7 protein-coding genes are annotated in these 15,432 nt (G+C 58.1%); 3 read left to right on the top strand and 4 right to left on the bottom strand.

Features of this window, described 5'->3' with window-relative positions:
- The first annotated feature begins 33 nt into the window (after positions 1-33).
- On the top strand, positions 34-1,095 hold the full coding sequence (locus tag SFX18_14495; GenBank protein ID MDX1964359.1) for a hypothetical protein: 1,062 nt from the start codon (positions 34-36) through the stop codon (positions 1,093-1,095).
- A gap of 67 nt (positions 1,096-1,162) precedes the next feature.
- Here the strand turns inward: SFX18_14495 and glnE are convergent, their stop codons facing one another.
- A complete protein-coding gene (gene glnE, locus SFX18_14500) occupies positions 1,163-4,345 on the bottom strand; it encodes a bifunctional [glutamate--ammonia ligase]-adenylyl-L-tyrosine phosphorylase/[glutamate--ammonia-ligase] adenylyltransferase (protein MDX1964360.1) in 3,183 nt (1,060 codons plus the stop codon).
- A 250-nt stretch (positions 4,346-4,595) separates the two neighbouring features.
- On the opposite strand from glnE, the gene SFX18_14505 reads away from it, so the two are divergent.
- The gene (locus SFX18_14505; GenBank protein ID MDX1964361.1) at positions 4,596-6,155 is read left to right on the top strand and encodes a trypsin-like peptidase domain-containing protein; all 1,560 of its coding nucleotides are present in this window, start codon (positions 4,596-4,598) and stop codon (positions 6,153-6,155) included.
- A gap of 290 nt (positions 6,156-6,445) precedes the next feature.
- A complete protein-coding gene (locus SFX18_14510; protein MDX1964362.1) occupies positions 6,446-8,500 on the top strand; it encodes a peptidylprolyl isomerase in 2,055 nt (684 codons plus the stop codon).
- Between the two features lie 905 nt (positions 8,501-9,405).
- Here the strand turns inward: SFX18_14510 and SFX18_14515 are convergent.
- The 3 genes from SFX18_14515 to SFX18_14525 all read right to left on the bottom strand — a co-directional run bounded on the left by SFX18_14515 (position 9,406) and on the right by SFX18_14525 (position 15,378).
- Positions 9,406-10,929 (bottom strand): hypothetical protein, encoded by a 1,524-nt coding sequence (locus tag SFX18_14515; protein ID MDX1964363.1) that lies wholly within the window; start codon positions 10,927-10,929, stop codon positions 9,406-9,408.
- 153 nt (positions 10,930-11,082) lie between these two features.
- Complete coding sequence (locus tag SFX18_14520) at positions 11,083-14,097, bottom strand: c-type cytochrome (protein ID MDX1964364.1); 3,015 nt, start codon at positions 14,095-14,097, stop codon at positions 11,083-11,085.
- A gap of 291 nt (positions 14,098-14,388) precedes the next feature.
- A complete protein-coding gene (locus SFX18_14525; protein MDX1964365.1) occupies positions 14,389-15,378 on the bottom strand; it encodes an NAD-dependent epimerase/dehydratase family protein in 990 nt (329 codons plus the stop codon).
- Positions 15,379-15,432 lie beyond the last annotated feature (54 nt).

Consider the following 15,432-nt stretch of genomic DNA (forward strand, 5'->3'; position numbering starts at 1 on the left):
GTCGGGCTGAGTTCCTCTATTTTATTCGCTCTTATGCGCATCACTTGGCTTGTCTCGGCGGAAATCACGGGGAACACGCCCGAAACGTGGGATTGTCAATTGGCCAGTGTGCGTTACCGCGTTCTGGCCCCCGCGCGGCAGCTGCACCAGCGGGGGGAGCATGTCGGCTGGCTCCGATTTGAGCAATTAGCCGAATTAGCCGCGGCGGAAAAAGGCTCGGACGCGGCGGACCATGATCACTGGCCCGCCGATGTCGTGATTCTGTCCAAAGTCTTTGCCCAAAACGCGGTTCCCGCCTTGCGTTATGCCCGGGCGCAAGGATCCCGCGTGCTAGTCGATTTGTGTGACGACCATTTTGATCATCCGGCGCTGGGTCCGGTTTATCACGAATTGTGCGCCCAGGCCGATGGCGTCATCGCCAGCACGCGGGCTATGGCCGAACTCATTCGCCAGCGAACCGGCCGGAGCGCCATCCAGATCGATGATCCGCTCGAAGGACCGGGGGGAGTTCCCCGGTTTAATCCCGACTTACCCCAGCGCCCGCTGCGCTTGGCCTGGTTTGGCCATCCAGTCAACTTTGACACCGTGGCCCCCTGCCTGCCCGAATTGCAAAAGCTATCCGTCATGTTTCCGCTCGAGTTGCGATTAATTACGGATTTAGCCGCCGTGCGTGACAACCCGTTTGGGCGGATCCTGGAAAAAGCCACCGGTCCGCGCTTGCAAATCCAGGCCCTCCCCTGGAGCCAAGCCCTAACCTGGCAAGCCCTGGCCGAATGTGACATAGTTCTCTTGCCCAGTTTGCCCGATCAAAAAAAACTAGTCAAAAGTCCCAATCGCGCCGTCGAGGGGATCCACGCGGGACGTTTGGTCTTGGCCTACCCGCTTCCCGCTTATACCGAATTGGCCGGGGGATTGTGGCTGGGTGAGGACCTTTGCCAGGGAATACGCTGGGCGGTCAATCATCCCGTGGCGGCGCGGCAACTGATCAGCCAGGGTCAAGTATTGATTCGGCGGCGTTTTTTGCCCGAGATTGCCGGCCAGGCCTGGGGAGGCGTGGTGGAAGCCGTGCTGGAACAAGAAGCGTGCGTCCCGTAAATCACCGACTGGCTGATTCCACGCTGGGTTGTCCGAGGGAATAAGTTTACCGGTTGATTCCTGAATCTTACGCCCCTCGTCCCGCCTGTTGCACCACGCGCTGCAACCGCAAGCGATTTTCTCTTTGTAAGCGCTGGCAATCCCGCAGCAATTTGTCCGAATCCGGGTAGCCCAACAGCGCGGCCAGTTTGGCCAATTCGGCCGGTTGTCGCGGCAGGTCATTTAGCGCGGTCATATTCATCAAACGCAAGCGGCCTTGGATCGTGCGCAACACCTGATAACTGGTCGTCAGGTAATCACAATCGTCGGCCGTCAGTAACCGATGTTCCCGCAACAGCCCCAAGGCCGCGAGGGTGTTGGGTTCGCGAATTTGCGGCAGTTCTCCCCCGTATTTTAGCTGCAACAGTTGCACGATGAATTCGACATCCAAGACCCCCCCCGGTCCCCGCTTGAGGTTTAAATCCGTGGCTCCCTCTTGCATGCGCATGCGCATTTCATAAATTTCCGCGGCAAATTCCGGACGCCAGGGGTGGGCGTACATCGCCGCCGCCAGGGTCTGTCGCACCACGTCGTGGCAAGCCGCGCTGCCATGTACAATCCGTCCCCGCGCCAGTGCCTGCCGTTCCCACAGTTGACCTTCCCCCGCTTCAAAATAACGCAGGAATTCAGCCAGGGACGTGACCAGCCGTCCGCTTTTGCCGGTGGGACGCAGGCGGGCGTCAATCTCGTACAATTTGCCGTGCGGTCCCAGGGTTCCGGCGGTTTTTACAATCCGCTGCGCCAGTTCGCTAAAAAAGTGTTGGTTGCTGGTCGTTTCGCCGCTGCGTCGAGATCTGCGCGCATGAAACGTGCCTCCATCGCCACTATATAAAAACAGCAAATCCAGGTCGCTGTGATAGTTGAGTTCCCGCCCTCCAAATTTGCCCAACGCCACCACGATCAATTCCGCTCCCCCACCTCCGCCGTCGGATTGGCTGGCTAATTGCGGTTCGCCATATTTTGCGGTCAAGCGGTCAAATTCGGTCTGGGCGATCTGGCTTAGGACCGCCTCGGCGATGTTGCACAATGCTTCGTTGATCCGCTCGACCGGCTCCTTGTTTAGAATGTCGCGCACGCCCACGCGCAGGCGTTCGGCCTTGGCAAAGCTGTGCAAGATGGGAGTCACATCCTCGGCTCCGCGGGCCAGTTCTTGCAATTGTTGGCGTAGTTGCCCGGCGGTGGGAAGTTTATCCAACAGCAGGCTATCGAGTAATTCGTCGATCATGCCGGGATTTTGCGTAAGCAGGTCGCACAGATACGGGCTTGAGGCGCATAATTCGACATATAACTCGAGCGAGGGGGGGTTAAAGCTAAAAAGTTCCCACAATACCGCCTTACCACCCAAATGATCACTGACGCGGGTCAAATTCTTGAGGGTGGCGTCGGGATCGGCGGTGGCGGAAAGGGCCGCCAACAACCGCGGGGCGATCGCCGCCAAAAAGTGTCGACACCGCCGCTGTGACAGGTACCGCACGCTTTCATGCGCCAGGGCCAGCAAGTTTTGATACGCGGCCGTATTGTCCGCAAAGCGGTATTTGGACAGGACTTCGTGAATCAGTTCCAGACTGGGATCGGGGTCAAAAATCAGATCGCTTTCCGGCGCCGAGGTTTCATCATCGACAAACGCATCATGCAGCAAATGGTCCAGGATTTTGCGGTTGAGTTGGGTCACACGCTCTAGGTCGGCCATGAACGTCGATTGTGGAGTTCCGGCGGGGGTTTCGCCGTAGCCCAGCCGCAAGGCCAACCGCCGCAATTCGGCTGGTTGGGCGGGAAGGCGATGCGTTTGCAGGTCGTACATGATCTGCAAATAATGCTCCACCCTGCGTAAAAAAGTGTAGTTTTCTTCCAGAAGAACGCGTTCTTGATTGGTCAGGCAGCCAGCGTTTTCCAGTTCGACAATCGCCGCCAGGGTGTTAGTCGTGCGAACGCGGGGCAAATCCCCCCCGTTGAGTAATTGCAGAAATTGAATGACAAATTCGATATCGCGGATGCCCCCCCGTCCGCTTTTGACATCGGTGGCTTCGCCGCCGGCGCGGCGGGCCCGGCCCTCGATCCGACGCTTAAGCGCGCTAATGCCCGTGATATCCGCCCGACTCAGATAGCGGCGATAAATCCACGGCTCTAGCCGGGTAAGAAACTCCCGTCCCACCGCCAGATTTCCTGCGGCCGCGCGAGCCTTGACTAGCGCCTGGCGCTCCCAGGTCCGGCCCGACAGGTCGTAGTAATGTAGCGCGGCCTCGGTACTGGTGATAACCAGGCCGCTTTGCCCGCCGGGTCGCAAACGCAGATCCACGCGGTACACGCTACCCAGCGCGGTCGATTCCGTCAGCAAACGGACAATTTCGCGGGCCAGGCGATCATAGTATTCCTGAGCCGCCGCGGCCGCCAGGCGGTTCTGTCCCGCCGCCGCTTCATAGACAAACATCAGGTCAATATCGCTTGAATAATTCAGTTCATTACCGCCAAGTTTGCCAAACGCCAGCACGGCCAAACGGGGCGGAGCGACGGTTGTTCCCTTGGGCGTTTGTTTTTTTCGCAATAAGGTTTGCTCCGCGGCCAGGACCGCGGCTTCCAGCAGGGCATCGGCCAGATAAGATATTTGCCGCGTCACGGTCTCTAGCCGCAATCCGCGAATGATATCGCCATAGGCAATGCGCAGGGTTTCCCGCCGTTTAAAACGCCGCAGCGCGGTCAGCACGTGCCGCTCGTCCGGCAGGGAAAGCACTTCACTGGTGATTTCTTGAATCAAGACTTCGCGGGCCACCGCTTCGCCCGCGGTCATACGTAAAAGGTCGTAGCTTTCGGGATCACTAATCAGCAGCTCGCCCAAATAATGGCTGGCGGCAAAAATTTGCAACAGCGTTCCCAGCGATTCCGGTTCGCGCTCCCACAAGCTAGCCAAGCCCAGGGGATTGCGCGCGGCGCTGACAAAACGCTCTAAACTATTCAGCGCGCGGTCGGGATCGCTCAGTTGCGGTAGCTCCGCCAGTAGTTGCTGGCACACTCGCCCCAGCAATTCCGGCGGCAAGCCCCGTTGGGCCAGGCCGGTCAAGTTAGCCACGGCGCGGGGTATGTCTTGGACACCCCATGGTTTGAGGGTCGCGCTGGCGGCGGCGGGATCTGCCAACCATTCCCAAGTTTCAAAGACGGCCATGATGCGAGACGCGTTGCGGCTAAAATATGATGACAGTTGACTAGGATCGGTCACGACTCCCGCTGTTTTCAGGCCCAGGCGTGAATCCCGTGGAATTCTTGCCGTCCCCGTGTCAACCTGCTCCCGCTCATTTCCCCCGCAACAATTGTCATTATATCTGTCACCCGCCCAAAGTCCCAGCCCACCCCCCCCCGTCATCTTCGCTAGGACAAACTGACTAGGAACTCTCTGGGTGCCGCCGTATGATACATGTTAGCCTTGTAAAAAAGAGCTAATCAAATCCGGCAACTTTAGCGCGGGGCCTATGATGAAAATTGTACTGACACGCTTTCCTTGGTGGGGGTGGCGGCTGTTTTTAGCTGGTCTGCTGGGGACGAATGGACTAGGGGTGGGAATTTGGCCCGCCCTGGGCCAACCGGGTGAGCCCGCTTCGGCGGCCAATTCCGCACTGCTGGCCGCCTGGGAAGCGGAACTGACCGCCGCCATTGCCAAATGCGAAAAATCCGTGGTTGCCATCGCCCGGGTCGATCCCCAGCCCGCGCCTGCCCGGGCTCCTAATTTGGCAAATGGTGCCAACCCACAACAACCACTGCTGTTACGGGCGTTGGATGACCCCGATAGCCCGGATTTTCGGCCAGATTTGTTTGCCACGGGCATCGTGGTTGATAAGAACGGCCTGATTTTGACAAACTATCATGTGGTGGGGCTGAATAGCCAGCATTGGGTGACCACACCGGATCGACGGCGGTACCGCGCCACCATCAAGGGGGCTGATCCGCGCAGCGACTTGGCCGTGCTGGAGATCGCGGCCACCGACCTGACACCCATGCCCCTGGGGGATGGAAACGCCCTGAAAAAAGGGCAATTCGCCATCGCGCTGGGGAATCCCTATGCCATTGCGGAGGATGGCTCCGCCAGCGCGGCGTGGGGCCTGATTGCCAACCTGGGTCGAAAAATTCCCGTGGATCAAACGCAGCCGCAGGCGGGACGCGATAAACTGTACCATTATGGAATGTTGGTTCAAACCGATGCGAAGCTCAATCTGGGGACTAGCGGCGGCGCGCTTATTAACCTGCGTGGCGAAATGATCGGCCTGACCACCGCGCAGGCGGCATTGTCGGGTTATGAACAGGCGGCCGGTTATGCCTTGCCCGTGAATGAAACTTTTCGCCGCGTGGTCGAGACACTCAAAGCAGGCCGCGAGGTCGAATACGGATTCTTGGGGGTCAAACCAGAAAACCTAACCCAAGCTGAGCGGCAAAACCTGCCGGGTGATTTGGGCCAAGGAGGGGTTCGCATTGCCGAGGTCGTTCCCGGGACGCCCGCCGAACGAGCGGGGGTGCGGGCGGGGGACCTGCTGACGCATATTGACCAACAATTACTGCGCGACACGGACGATCTGGTCCTGCGGATGGGGCAGTTTCCCATCGAGACAAAATTGCCGGTGCGGTTGGTGCGTAACCAGCGTCCGCTGGCATTGGCGGTGGAGTTGACCAAATATCCGGTAAAAGGGGAAAAGATTATCACTACTCCTCCCGCGCTATGGCGGGGAATGGGGATCGATTTTGCGACAGCGCTGCCGGACGACTTTGAACGGGTGAACCGGTTGCCGCTGTTTCGTGGCGGCGGGGTCGCCGTTTTGCATGTCACGCCGGGAAGTCCGGCCGCCACGGCGGGTTTGCAGTCGGGAATGTTTATCACCGCCGTGGGAGAGCAACCCATCGCCAGCCCGCGCGAGTTTCGCGCGGCGGTGGCGGAATTGTCCGGCCCCGTCCAGTTGCAAACAATCACTCCCGCCGGAGCCAATACCCAGCTCGAGCCGCGCACCGTCATGGAAGGGGAAGCCCCCCCCGACGCGCGCTAAAATTTTCGTGCTAGCATCCTCGCGCCGGACCCGCGGCGGTAGCAGATAATCCTCGACGACCTTAATTTTTGATTCAAAAATTGCGGCGGTTTTTTCCATTTAATTCCGCCTTTCTCAGGTAAGTCGGGCACGCACAAGGGCCTAAGGTAGCTTTTGTCGGTTCTGTGGGGAATCGCTCTTGACCCTGTGGGCGATCTTACCTATTCTCTCGCCGATTTGTAAAACTTTCCGCCGCGTCACAATGTCGCGCGGCTTTCATTGGGATTTTTATATTTTTGCGGAGAATTACCATGACCCAGCGGCAAAACCCCGGCAAATCCAGTCATACAACCTGGCAGCGACGATGGCTGCTCGTGGGTGGTCCGTTGGCGGTGATTGGAGTCAGCATGGCGGCCAAGGTTATGTGGACGAATCCCCAGGCTGGTGCCGCGGGTGTACCCGGTCAACCGGCCCGTCCGGCGGCTGTGGGGGGGGTAAACCCCGCGGCGGGCACTGCCCGGCAACCCGGCGCTCCGGCCGCGGTCCAGCCCAAGGCCCTGCCCCAACCCGGCGCGGCGAATCCGCAAGCGCAGATCGTGGCCAACATTAATGGCGAGGAAATCTCTCGCGAGGAATTGGCTTCCGCGTGCGTGCAACGGTTTGGCAAGCCCGTGATCGAAAGCATGATCAATAAACAATTGATCGCCCGCTATTGCGCTCAGCAAAAAATTCAAGTCACCGACCAGGACGTGGCGGTGGAGATCGACCGTCTGGCCCGCAAATTTCGGATGACCAGCGAAGACTACCTCAAGATGCTCAAACAAGAGCGCGGCATCCAGGCCGAGCAATACGCTTCCGAGATCGTCTGGCCGACGCTGGCCCTGCGCCGTCTGGCCGCCCAAAAAATCACCCCCACCGAAGCTGAGATCGACCAGGCCATCGAAGCCCAATACGGCGAGGCGATCAAAACCCGCATTATCATTTGCAACGACCAAGCCACCGCCCAGCAAGTCTGGCAACAGGCCCGGCAAAATCCCGATGACTTTGGCGCGCTAGCCCGCAAACATTCCCAGGATCCCAGCGCCAGCGTGGGGGGACTGATCCCCCCCATCCGCCACCACTTGGGCGAGCCGGTGCTGGAAGAAGCGGCTTTTTCGCTGAATGAAAGCGACCGCGTGGTTTCGGAATTACTGACGTTGGATTTGCCCACGCCGGAGGGTACCACTCCCGTGCGGCAATTTGCCATTTTGAAATACGAGGGCCGGTTAAAGCCGGTGCCAATTCAGCGGGAACAGGTAGCGGCTCAAATTCGGGACGGCATTGTCGATAAAAAACTGCGCGAGGAGGCCGCCCGCATCTTTGAAGCGCTGGAACAACAGGCCCAGGCCGACCGGGCGATCGTGAATGTGGCCAACGATCCACGGTTAAAGCAGCAATTTCCCGGGGTGGCCGCCCAGGTCTACCAGCAAAATATCACGCTGGCCCAGGTGTCGGAGGAATGCGTGAAGCGGCACGGGATCGAGGTGTTGGAAACGATGATTTCCAAGCGGATGCTGCAGCATGCCTTGCGGTCGAATCAGATGCAAGTGACGCAGGACGACCTGGACGCCGAAGTCGCCCGCGCGGCCCTGATGATGGGCAAAAAGAACGCGCAAGGGGGGCCGGATGTGCAAGCCTGGCTGGCCGCCGTGACCGAGGAAAATGGCGTCAGTGTAAAAACGTATGTGGATGATAGCGTCTGGCCATCAGTCGCGCTGATGAAACTGGCGGGGCAGGTCGAGATCACCCCGGAGGACCTGCAAAAGGGGTACGAGGCCAATTACGGCCCGCGCGTCAAATGCCGGGCCATTGTCATGAGCAACCTGCGCAAAGCACAAGAAGTTTGGGAGGAAGCCCGGCAAAATCCGACCAAGGAGCACTTTGCCAAACTGGCCGAAATGCACAGCATGGACCCTTCGAGCAAGGCCCTGCAGGGGCAGATTCCCCCTATTCAACGACATGGGGGCCAACAAGTGCTGGAGGAAGAGGCATTTAAGCTAAAGCCGAACGAACTGTCCAGCATCATCAACATGTCCAACAACTACGTGATCCTGTTCTGCGAGGGGTACACCCAACCCAGCCAGGTCCCCTTTGCCGAGGTGCAACAAGACATCCAGGACGACCTGTACGAAAAGAAACTGCGGATTCAGATGGCGCAAACCTATTCCGAGTTGAAGGAAAACTCGCGGGTGGATAACTATCTGGCCGGGACGATGCACTACCCGACCAAAAAAGCCGCCTACCAGCAAGCGGCCGGCGCCGCGGTGGACGAGATTCCCGCCAACACCCCGACCGCCGCCGGAGCGCAACCCGGCCCGCGCCGCTAGGCGCGGCGGCAGGGGCAGGGAAGATGGGGTAGGGGTGAGGGAACAGGGAACGGGGGCAGGGGAGCCACGGGTGGCGGGGGACGAGCCCTAGCGAGGACCCCGTCGGGCAAAGTCAGAATTCAGAATGAAGAAGTCAAAATTGCTGCATTTCCAATCTACTTCTGCACTCTGCATTCAGCATTCTAACTTTGATTGGGGGACGATGATTTGGCCGTAGCGGCGAGTTTTACTCGCCGAACTGGCCGTAGCGGCGAGTTCCACTCGCCGAATTAGTTTTTAGTTACTGGTTTTTGGTATTTGGTTCAAAAGTCTTTCTAGCGCAAATCGGTTACAACCCCTAGCCCCGGGTTAGAGTGCAGCGACCACCCGAGGGACGCAAAACAACCCCTCCCCTATATTGCCGCGACGCCCACAATGCCGCCGCTGGCATCGGCGGTATGTTTGCCTGTTCGCACAAATATATTTACGCAGCGAAATTGCTGCCACTTCTACGTCACGAAACTTTGGCGAGGTTAATAATGAAAGATTAAAATGAAATGAGGCTCACCAGACCAATCGATTAATCCCTTATTAAGGCAATAGCTTATGTTTAAATTAAACACAAATAATACAGTTGTTAAACTAATTTTATGCGCATTGTGTATTTTAATTATTGCCGCCTTCACTTACTGGGCAATTCAATTCGGGGGCGTCAAATTTCAGTGGAGTTTCTGGTAAATGGGTTAGGACAAAAAATGCCTGATGCTTATCCAGAAATGGCAATTCCAGAAGTGCGAGGTAGCGGCATTTGCCAAAATTCCGGCTGACTGCCACACATGGCAAGAAAACATGGAATTCTTTCTCGTAACTCTGGCTAGTTGCTCTACTATTCCCACGACACTCTGGCCAGTTCCGCTACTGAAAATTTATTTCCCCAACCGATTCAGCGTGTAGTACGCCTCCGGGTGCAAGAGCGGCTGGCCCGTCGCGCTGCGAATGCCGTCCAGGTGGAACTCGTGGATGTGGCCCAGTTGCAGGCCGTCGATCACCAGCCGGACGCTTTTGCCATCGTCCCCCGCCCGGGCGGAAAGAATCTTGGGATGCGTGTGGTCCACCTCGGGGCTGCCATACTGGCTTTGGTAGATATAGGTGTAGGTTAAAAGCTCATAGGAACTTAGGTTTTCCACGCTCGCTTTGTCCACCGGCTGGGTAAAGGTCAGTTCAAACCCGTCCGGCTTGGCCCGCATTTCGTGAACTTCAAAAGGTGTTTTGCCGGTCCAGCGCAGCCGATCCAGCGAGAACGGCTTGCTCCCCCGCGAACCCCAGCCGCGGTTGGTCCCGCCGATAAACATGGTGCCATCCTCCCCCTGCGCCAGACTGAGCGCGCCCGAGCCAGCCCCTTCACGAAAGGGAAACGCCACACCCTGGTACTGGCCGTCAATCTCCTCCAAAAACACGCGCATCACCGTGCTATGGCCCTGATCAGTGACAAACATTTGCCCGGCGAAGGGGCCAAATTTGCCGCCAGAATGATCGGTGATGATCCCCGCCGCCGACTGGCCCATCTTGTTATAGGGGAGCAGCACCGCGGTGGGGACTAGTTCGGGCACGCGGGCCTGTTCGGGGACCATTCGTCCTCCATCCTTGGGCTGGGGGGGCGTTTTGCCAAATTCCGGGGTGTACCATTTCCAGCCGCCGGGATGGCCCATAAAGCCGCCGGGCTTGAGATGCTTGAGTCCGCAGGTACCGTTCCAGGGGCCTTGGTTGTCGGTGTAAAAGACGTCTCCTTTGTCATTCATGCCGATCCCCCCGGGGGACCGGACGCCGCTGCACGTGGGGACCGCCGTGCCGTCGGGCTTGATCCGCAGACACCAACCACGGTAGGGAACATCGCTGCTAAACGAGCCCGTCAAGCACAAGACCAGCCACAGGTCCCCCGCCTTGTCAAATTTAGAGGTAAACGCGTACTCATGGTAGTCGCCGCTGATTTCCCACCCATCGGCAAAGTTGACAAACAGATCAGCCTGGCCATCGCCGTTGGTGTCTTTGAGCTTGGTGATTTCTCCCCGCTGGGTGGCATAGAGGTATCCGTCCCGCCAGGCCAGGCCAAGGACTTCGTGCAGGCCGCCGGCGAATTTTTGAAATTTGACTTTATCAAGCGTCGGTTCGAACAGGCCAGAAATGGTGTAGATGTCGCCGCGGCGGGACGCGAACGCCAATTGACCGTCGGGAAGCAGCTCCAGCGCGCCCGCCTCCAGCACGATGCCATCGGGAATGGTCACCGGCTCGAGCGTGTAGTATTCCCGCTCTTTTTCCGCCGAAAACGTGCCATTGCGTCCGGCGGGTTGGGCCAACAGCGGAATGGTCCACAAGAACCCGACGGCTAGGAGGCCCAGGATCATGCCGAAGCGGAATAAGCGTGCGATCAAGGGTGGGGATGTGCGAATCATGATCAAGGAATGGGGAAATGTGGATGAGTGATTTAAAATTTTCAGATCTGGGATTTCAGATCAAAATTTCAAATTTGAGATCTCAAATTTCAGATCTGAGAATTGAGATTCAAAATTGATTGGTGAAACCTGTTTCGGCGACGGAGTCGCCTCCTACCAGTGATACTCGAGCGTCAATTCCGACTGGCCTGCTCCACCAATAGGCACTAGCAATTCCTGCTGGTTGTTTTGGTCGCGCAGTGTCGCCGTCAGACCGTCGGGGAGTTGCAGCTTGAGGATCAGATTATCATCGACCCGATAGGTCCCGGCCCCTTCCGGCAAGGGGACAATTTTTCCCGCTGCCACGCGATACCACAAATCCTTTTGTCCCTCGGGCACGGTAAATGACAGCGTCCGCGTTAAAAAGTTTTCCGTGGTGTTGCTGCTTCCCCGGGGGAAATCAATCACGCGCACCAACTGGCCATCCGCCAGTTTGCCCGTGGGGGACCATTCGTAGCGAAACGCGGGACGTCGCTGTTCATCCAGCGAATAGCCTAAAAAGCGATAGCCCGGGGCTTTGGCCCGCATATCTTGCTCGGTGGATGGCCAGGGGGCCTCGGGATTATCCAGCCTAGCCAGGGGCGGTCCGGCAAATAGCTTGAGCACTTTGTTTCCCAGCGGTTTTTCAAATCCTTCGCCACGCCCTTCCCAGTGGCGTTTGCCATCCATGAATTTTCCCTGCCAGATCAGCGGCAAACTTAATCGGTTGGCATCCCAGGCGATATTCACTTCCTCGGGGTAGCCCACGCCGATGCCGCGGGGACTGGCCCCTTCGATGAAGTTACGGTAAATCACCGCTTCTCCCCCCACGACCAATTCCAATCCCTGCGTGATCAGGCCCGTGGGTGTTTTCGCTTTGCGGCCATCCTCTAGATACGCCCAGAGGGCTTGAATTTGGCGGGTGGGATCGCCATCCAGAATAGCGCGTTGGGTGCTTTTGCCGTTAATAAACGCCTGGGGCATGCGGGTGCCGGGGCGGTATTCGCTGGGGTTAAGCATATAACGGGCGAACCATTCGGGGCGCAGGCGATCGCGCAGGGTGGTCAGGTCCAGCGCCTGAATGCCCAGCGACTTTTGCCGGTTGAACATGTGGCAAGAGATACATCCCAGTCCCTCTTTGCTGACCAGGGCATGTCCGGCAGCTTTCAGTTCGGCCGGGGGATCGGAGGGAATTGGCAAAGAACTTTTGACCAGATCGATCGAGGCAAAATCCCCTGGCAAGGCACCGATATTGGCCTCGCCAAAGGCGGGCATGCGGGTATCCATGTAGGGGCGGGCGACCCCGTTGCCAGCCAGGACCTTGGTGATCCAGGTGGCAAGCAGTTTATCCCCCACGCCCGTGAGCGTCGGCGGCAAACGTCCTTCATCCCCCAGGTCGGGGCTATTGGCCGTAAAGTAGGGGTCGCGCTCGCGAATGACGCCGCCAAAATCCTGGGTGTGAGGTGCTTCTCCGTTATTACCTGCTATCAGCGGAGCGGAGCGTTTGTGGCAGGCATAGCAGTTGAGCGCCATCAGACGAAAATGCGTCTGTTCCGCCAGAGAACGTTCTGGCAGCGCGGATTTTTGGATGGAGGTCAACGCCTCCCGCAAGGCGGATTGCTGCGAGTCATTTAGCTGATAGAAGGGATGAGCTGCGGCGGGTTGGGGGGCCAGGCAACCGGCTTGGCCCCGAAAATCGACAATCGGCGGTGCGGCTTTTCCCGGAGGATTGTCGCCGGTTGGACCCAATTGATGGCAATTGGCACAGCCCACGGTCGTAAAGAGCCGGGCGCCTTCCCGGGCTAGTTGTGCATCCACAACAAACGGTTGCTCGGCGGGGGGGGGATCCTTGGACGCGGTCAACAGCGCGCTGGGAATCGGTCCCTGTTCGATATTTGGCCCCTTGAACTTCACGTTGAGCGTGGCTTGGCCACCGCCTTGAAAATAAACCAGCCGGATCGCATGCTTGCCGGGCTGCAGGGTAATTGTCCCCGACTTTTGCTGGGTGGCATGAATGCCATCATTGTCTACGACCAATTGGTCATCGATCCACAGCCCCGTGCCGTCATCGGAGGAGACAAAAAACGTGTAGTCCCCCGCGGTCGGTATCTCCAGGTATCCCTCAAACTTCATGGCGAAATTGCTTTTGCCTGCGTATTCCCCCAGTTCAAAGCGAAAAGCATTGCCCACCGTGGTTGGTTGCAGTTGATCCAGTTCCGCGAGCGAATTGATACTATGTTCATAGATCGATTGCCGCAACGGCGCTGGGACTTGGGTGTCCTTGAGCAGGTAGTTCGCGATATCGTTAGCTTCCTGCGCTGTTAAATGCAAATGGGGCATCCGACCGCTGGGGCGAATGGCCAGTGGATTCTGCAAGAAGCCAAATAGGCCCGCCAGCGAATACTTTTCGTGCAACTTGCGCGACAGCGGGATCGAGGTGGCGTTCAGATCGATGCGGGGCGTGGCTTCGTCTTCATTTACCGGGGCGGGGCCGCGATCCTCGCGCGGGGCATGGCAGGCGACGCAACCAACCTTGTGAAATAAATTTTGCCCCCGCCCAATCGCCGCGGTATCAACCGCCGAACGGCTAAACGGCTGGCTGGCTAGCGATGCTAAATAATGCGTCAACGCCGCGGCCTGCGCCTGGGCCTGCTCAGGCGGCAAATGGGCGAGCAAACTGGGCATGGTCGTGCCAGGCTTGGTCCCGTGCGTATTGGCAATGAATTTTTGAAGAAAGCGGGGATCGGCCCGTTGGGCGATTTCCCCCAGGTAGGGGGCCTGCTTTTTTAATAACAGGGCTTCCGCCGCGGCGGGAACCTGATGACAACTCGTGCAGTTAAGTTCCCCCAGCAGCAAGTATCCGCCTGATAAAAGCTGCGCCGCATGCGCGGGATCCTCTCCCGCGGGCAGTTGGGCGTGCAGCCGATCAAATCCACTGACTATCGCATGGTCCGCGACGGCAACTGCGGGAGCCGGGCTCTGGGGGGTGGCGGTGACCGGAGCGACAAGCACCAACGTCATCCAGCCCAGCGCCACTGTGGCAAACCGAACAAGCGGCGAAAAAGCGTTGTCGGTCGCGCGAAGACCCCGCTGGCCAATTCTATCTTCAATCGATTCTCCGCTGACAGAAAAAGAATAATTTTGCGTCATCGTAAACATGGTAGGGAGTGAATCGTCAATGTTGGTAAATTTCAACGGAGGAGCGCGCGGCAATATGATTTTTGCGCGGGTCGCGCTCGCGGCAATCCAGGTGGGGGAGAAATCTCAGGCGGGCAAAGTTTCAGGCGGGACTGGCAGGTTCACAAATACTAATCCACTAGATACTAATCAAAAGAATTAGCAAATGCTAGTAAATTCTGCCCGGCAACCACGGTTACCAATAATGTCATTTTTTTCTTTGCGGTTACCATTTATTTACCCTCTTGATCGCTCAATGCTATTTTATGAACGCTTTCGCGCGTACCCATGATCCACAAACCATTCCCAAGCCGCCGTCACCGTCTCCCGAAGGTCCCGGGGCCGATAATCCAGCTCCGCCGCGGCGCGCGCGTAACTGTAATGATGCTCGATTCGTGACATGGCGACCGCCGCGCTATTAAAATCCGGCTCTTTGCCCGTTAAACGATAAATCAAGTCCCCCGCCGTCCCGGCCAGCCAAAGCATGGGCGTCCGGGCGTTGCGCCAGGGAGGTTTTGCGCCGGTAATCTCGGCAAACAGCGTCCAGGCGTCAAAATATGAAAGTGGCGTTCCCCCCAGGATGTAGCGCCGGCCGGTTTTTCCCCGCGCACAAGCGGTAAGAATGCCTAGCGCCACATCGCGCACATCGACAAAGTCGTTTCCTCCCGGTGGGCTTAGCTTGGCCCAACCGCGGGCCACTTCCAGGAGCATCCTGCCGGAGGAGGGCTTCCAGTCCCAGGGACCTAGCATATACACCGGATTGACAATCACGGCGTCCAGGCCGCGGGCCACTTCCGCCTGGACCGCCGCTTCCGCCGCGCGCTTGGTTCGGACATAACCACAAAGGACGGGATACGTGTCAGTGGGCGTATCCTCATTGGCCGGATTGGCCCGTGTTCCCAGGCCCAGCGCGTCGACGCTAGAAACATACAGCAGAAGCACGCCCGCGTTCCGGCAAGCAGTGGCAATACTGGCGGTGCCGTCCACATTGGCGGCCTGCATTAGGTCTTCTTGGGAAGATCCCAAATGCACAAACGCCGCGCAGTGGATGACGGCATCCACCCCGTCGATCGCGGCTGAGAGCGTGTCGGATTGGGTGATGTCCCCCCTCACGGTCTGAATGGGCAAGTTGGCCAACGAACGATCCAGCTGGGATTGCCGGACTAGCGCGCGAACAGAGTCGCCACGTTCGAGGAGCAAGCGGGTGACGTTGTTGCCCACCAGGCCGGTCGCGCCAGTGATTAGATATTTCATAAAGCGTAGCGGAATTCGCTAGAATTCCGTTAGTCATTCTCCCCGGAACTGTTG

Source organism: Pirellulales bacterium (assembly GCA_033762255.1).
Taxonomy (GTDB): Bacteria; Planctomycetota; Planctomycetia; order Pirellulales; family JALHPA01; genus JANRLT01.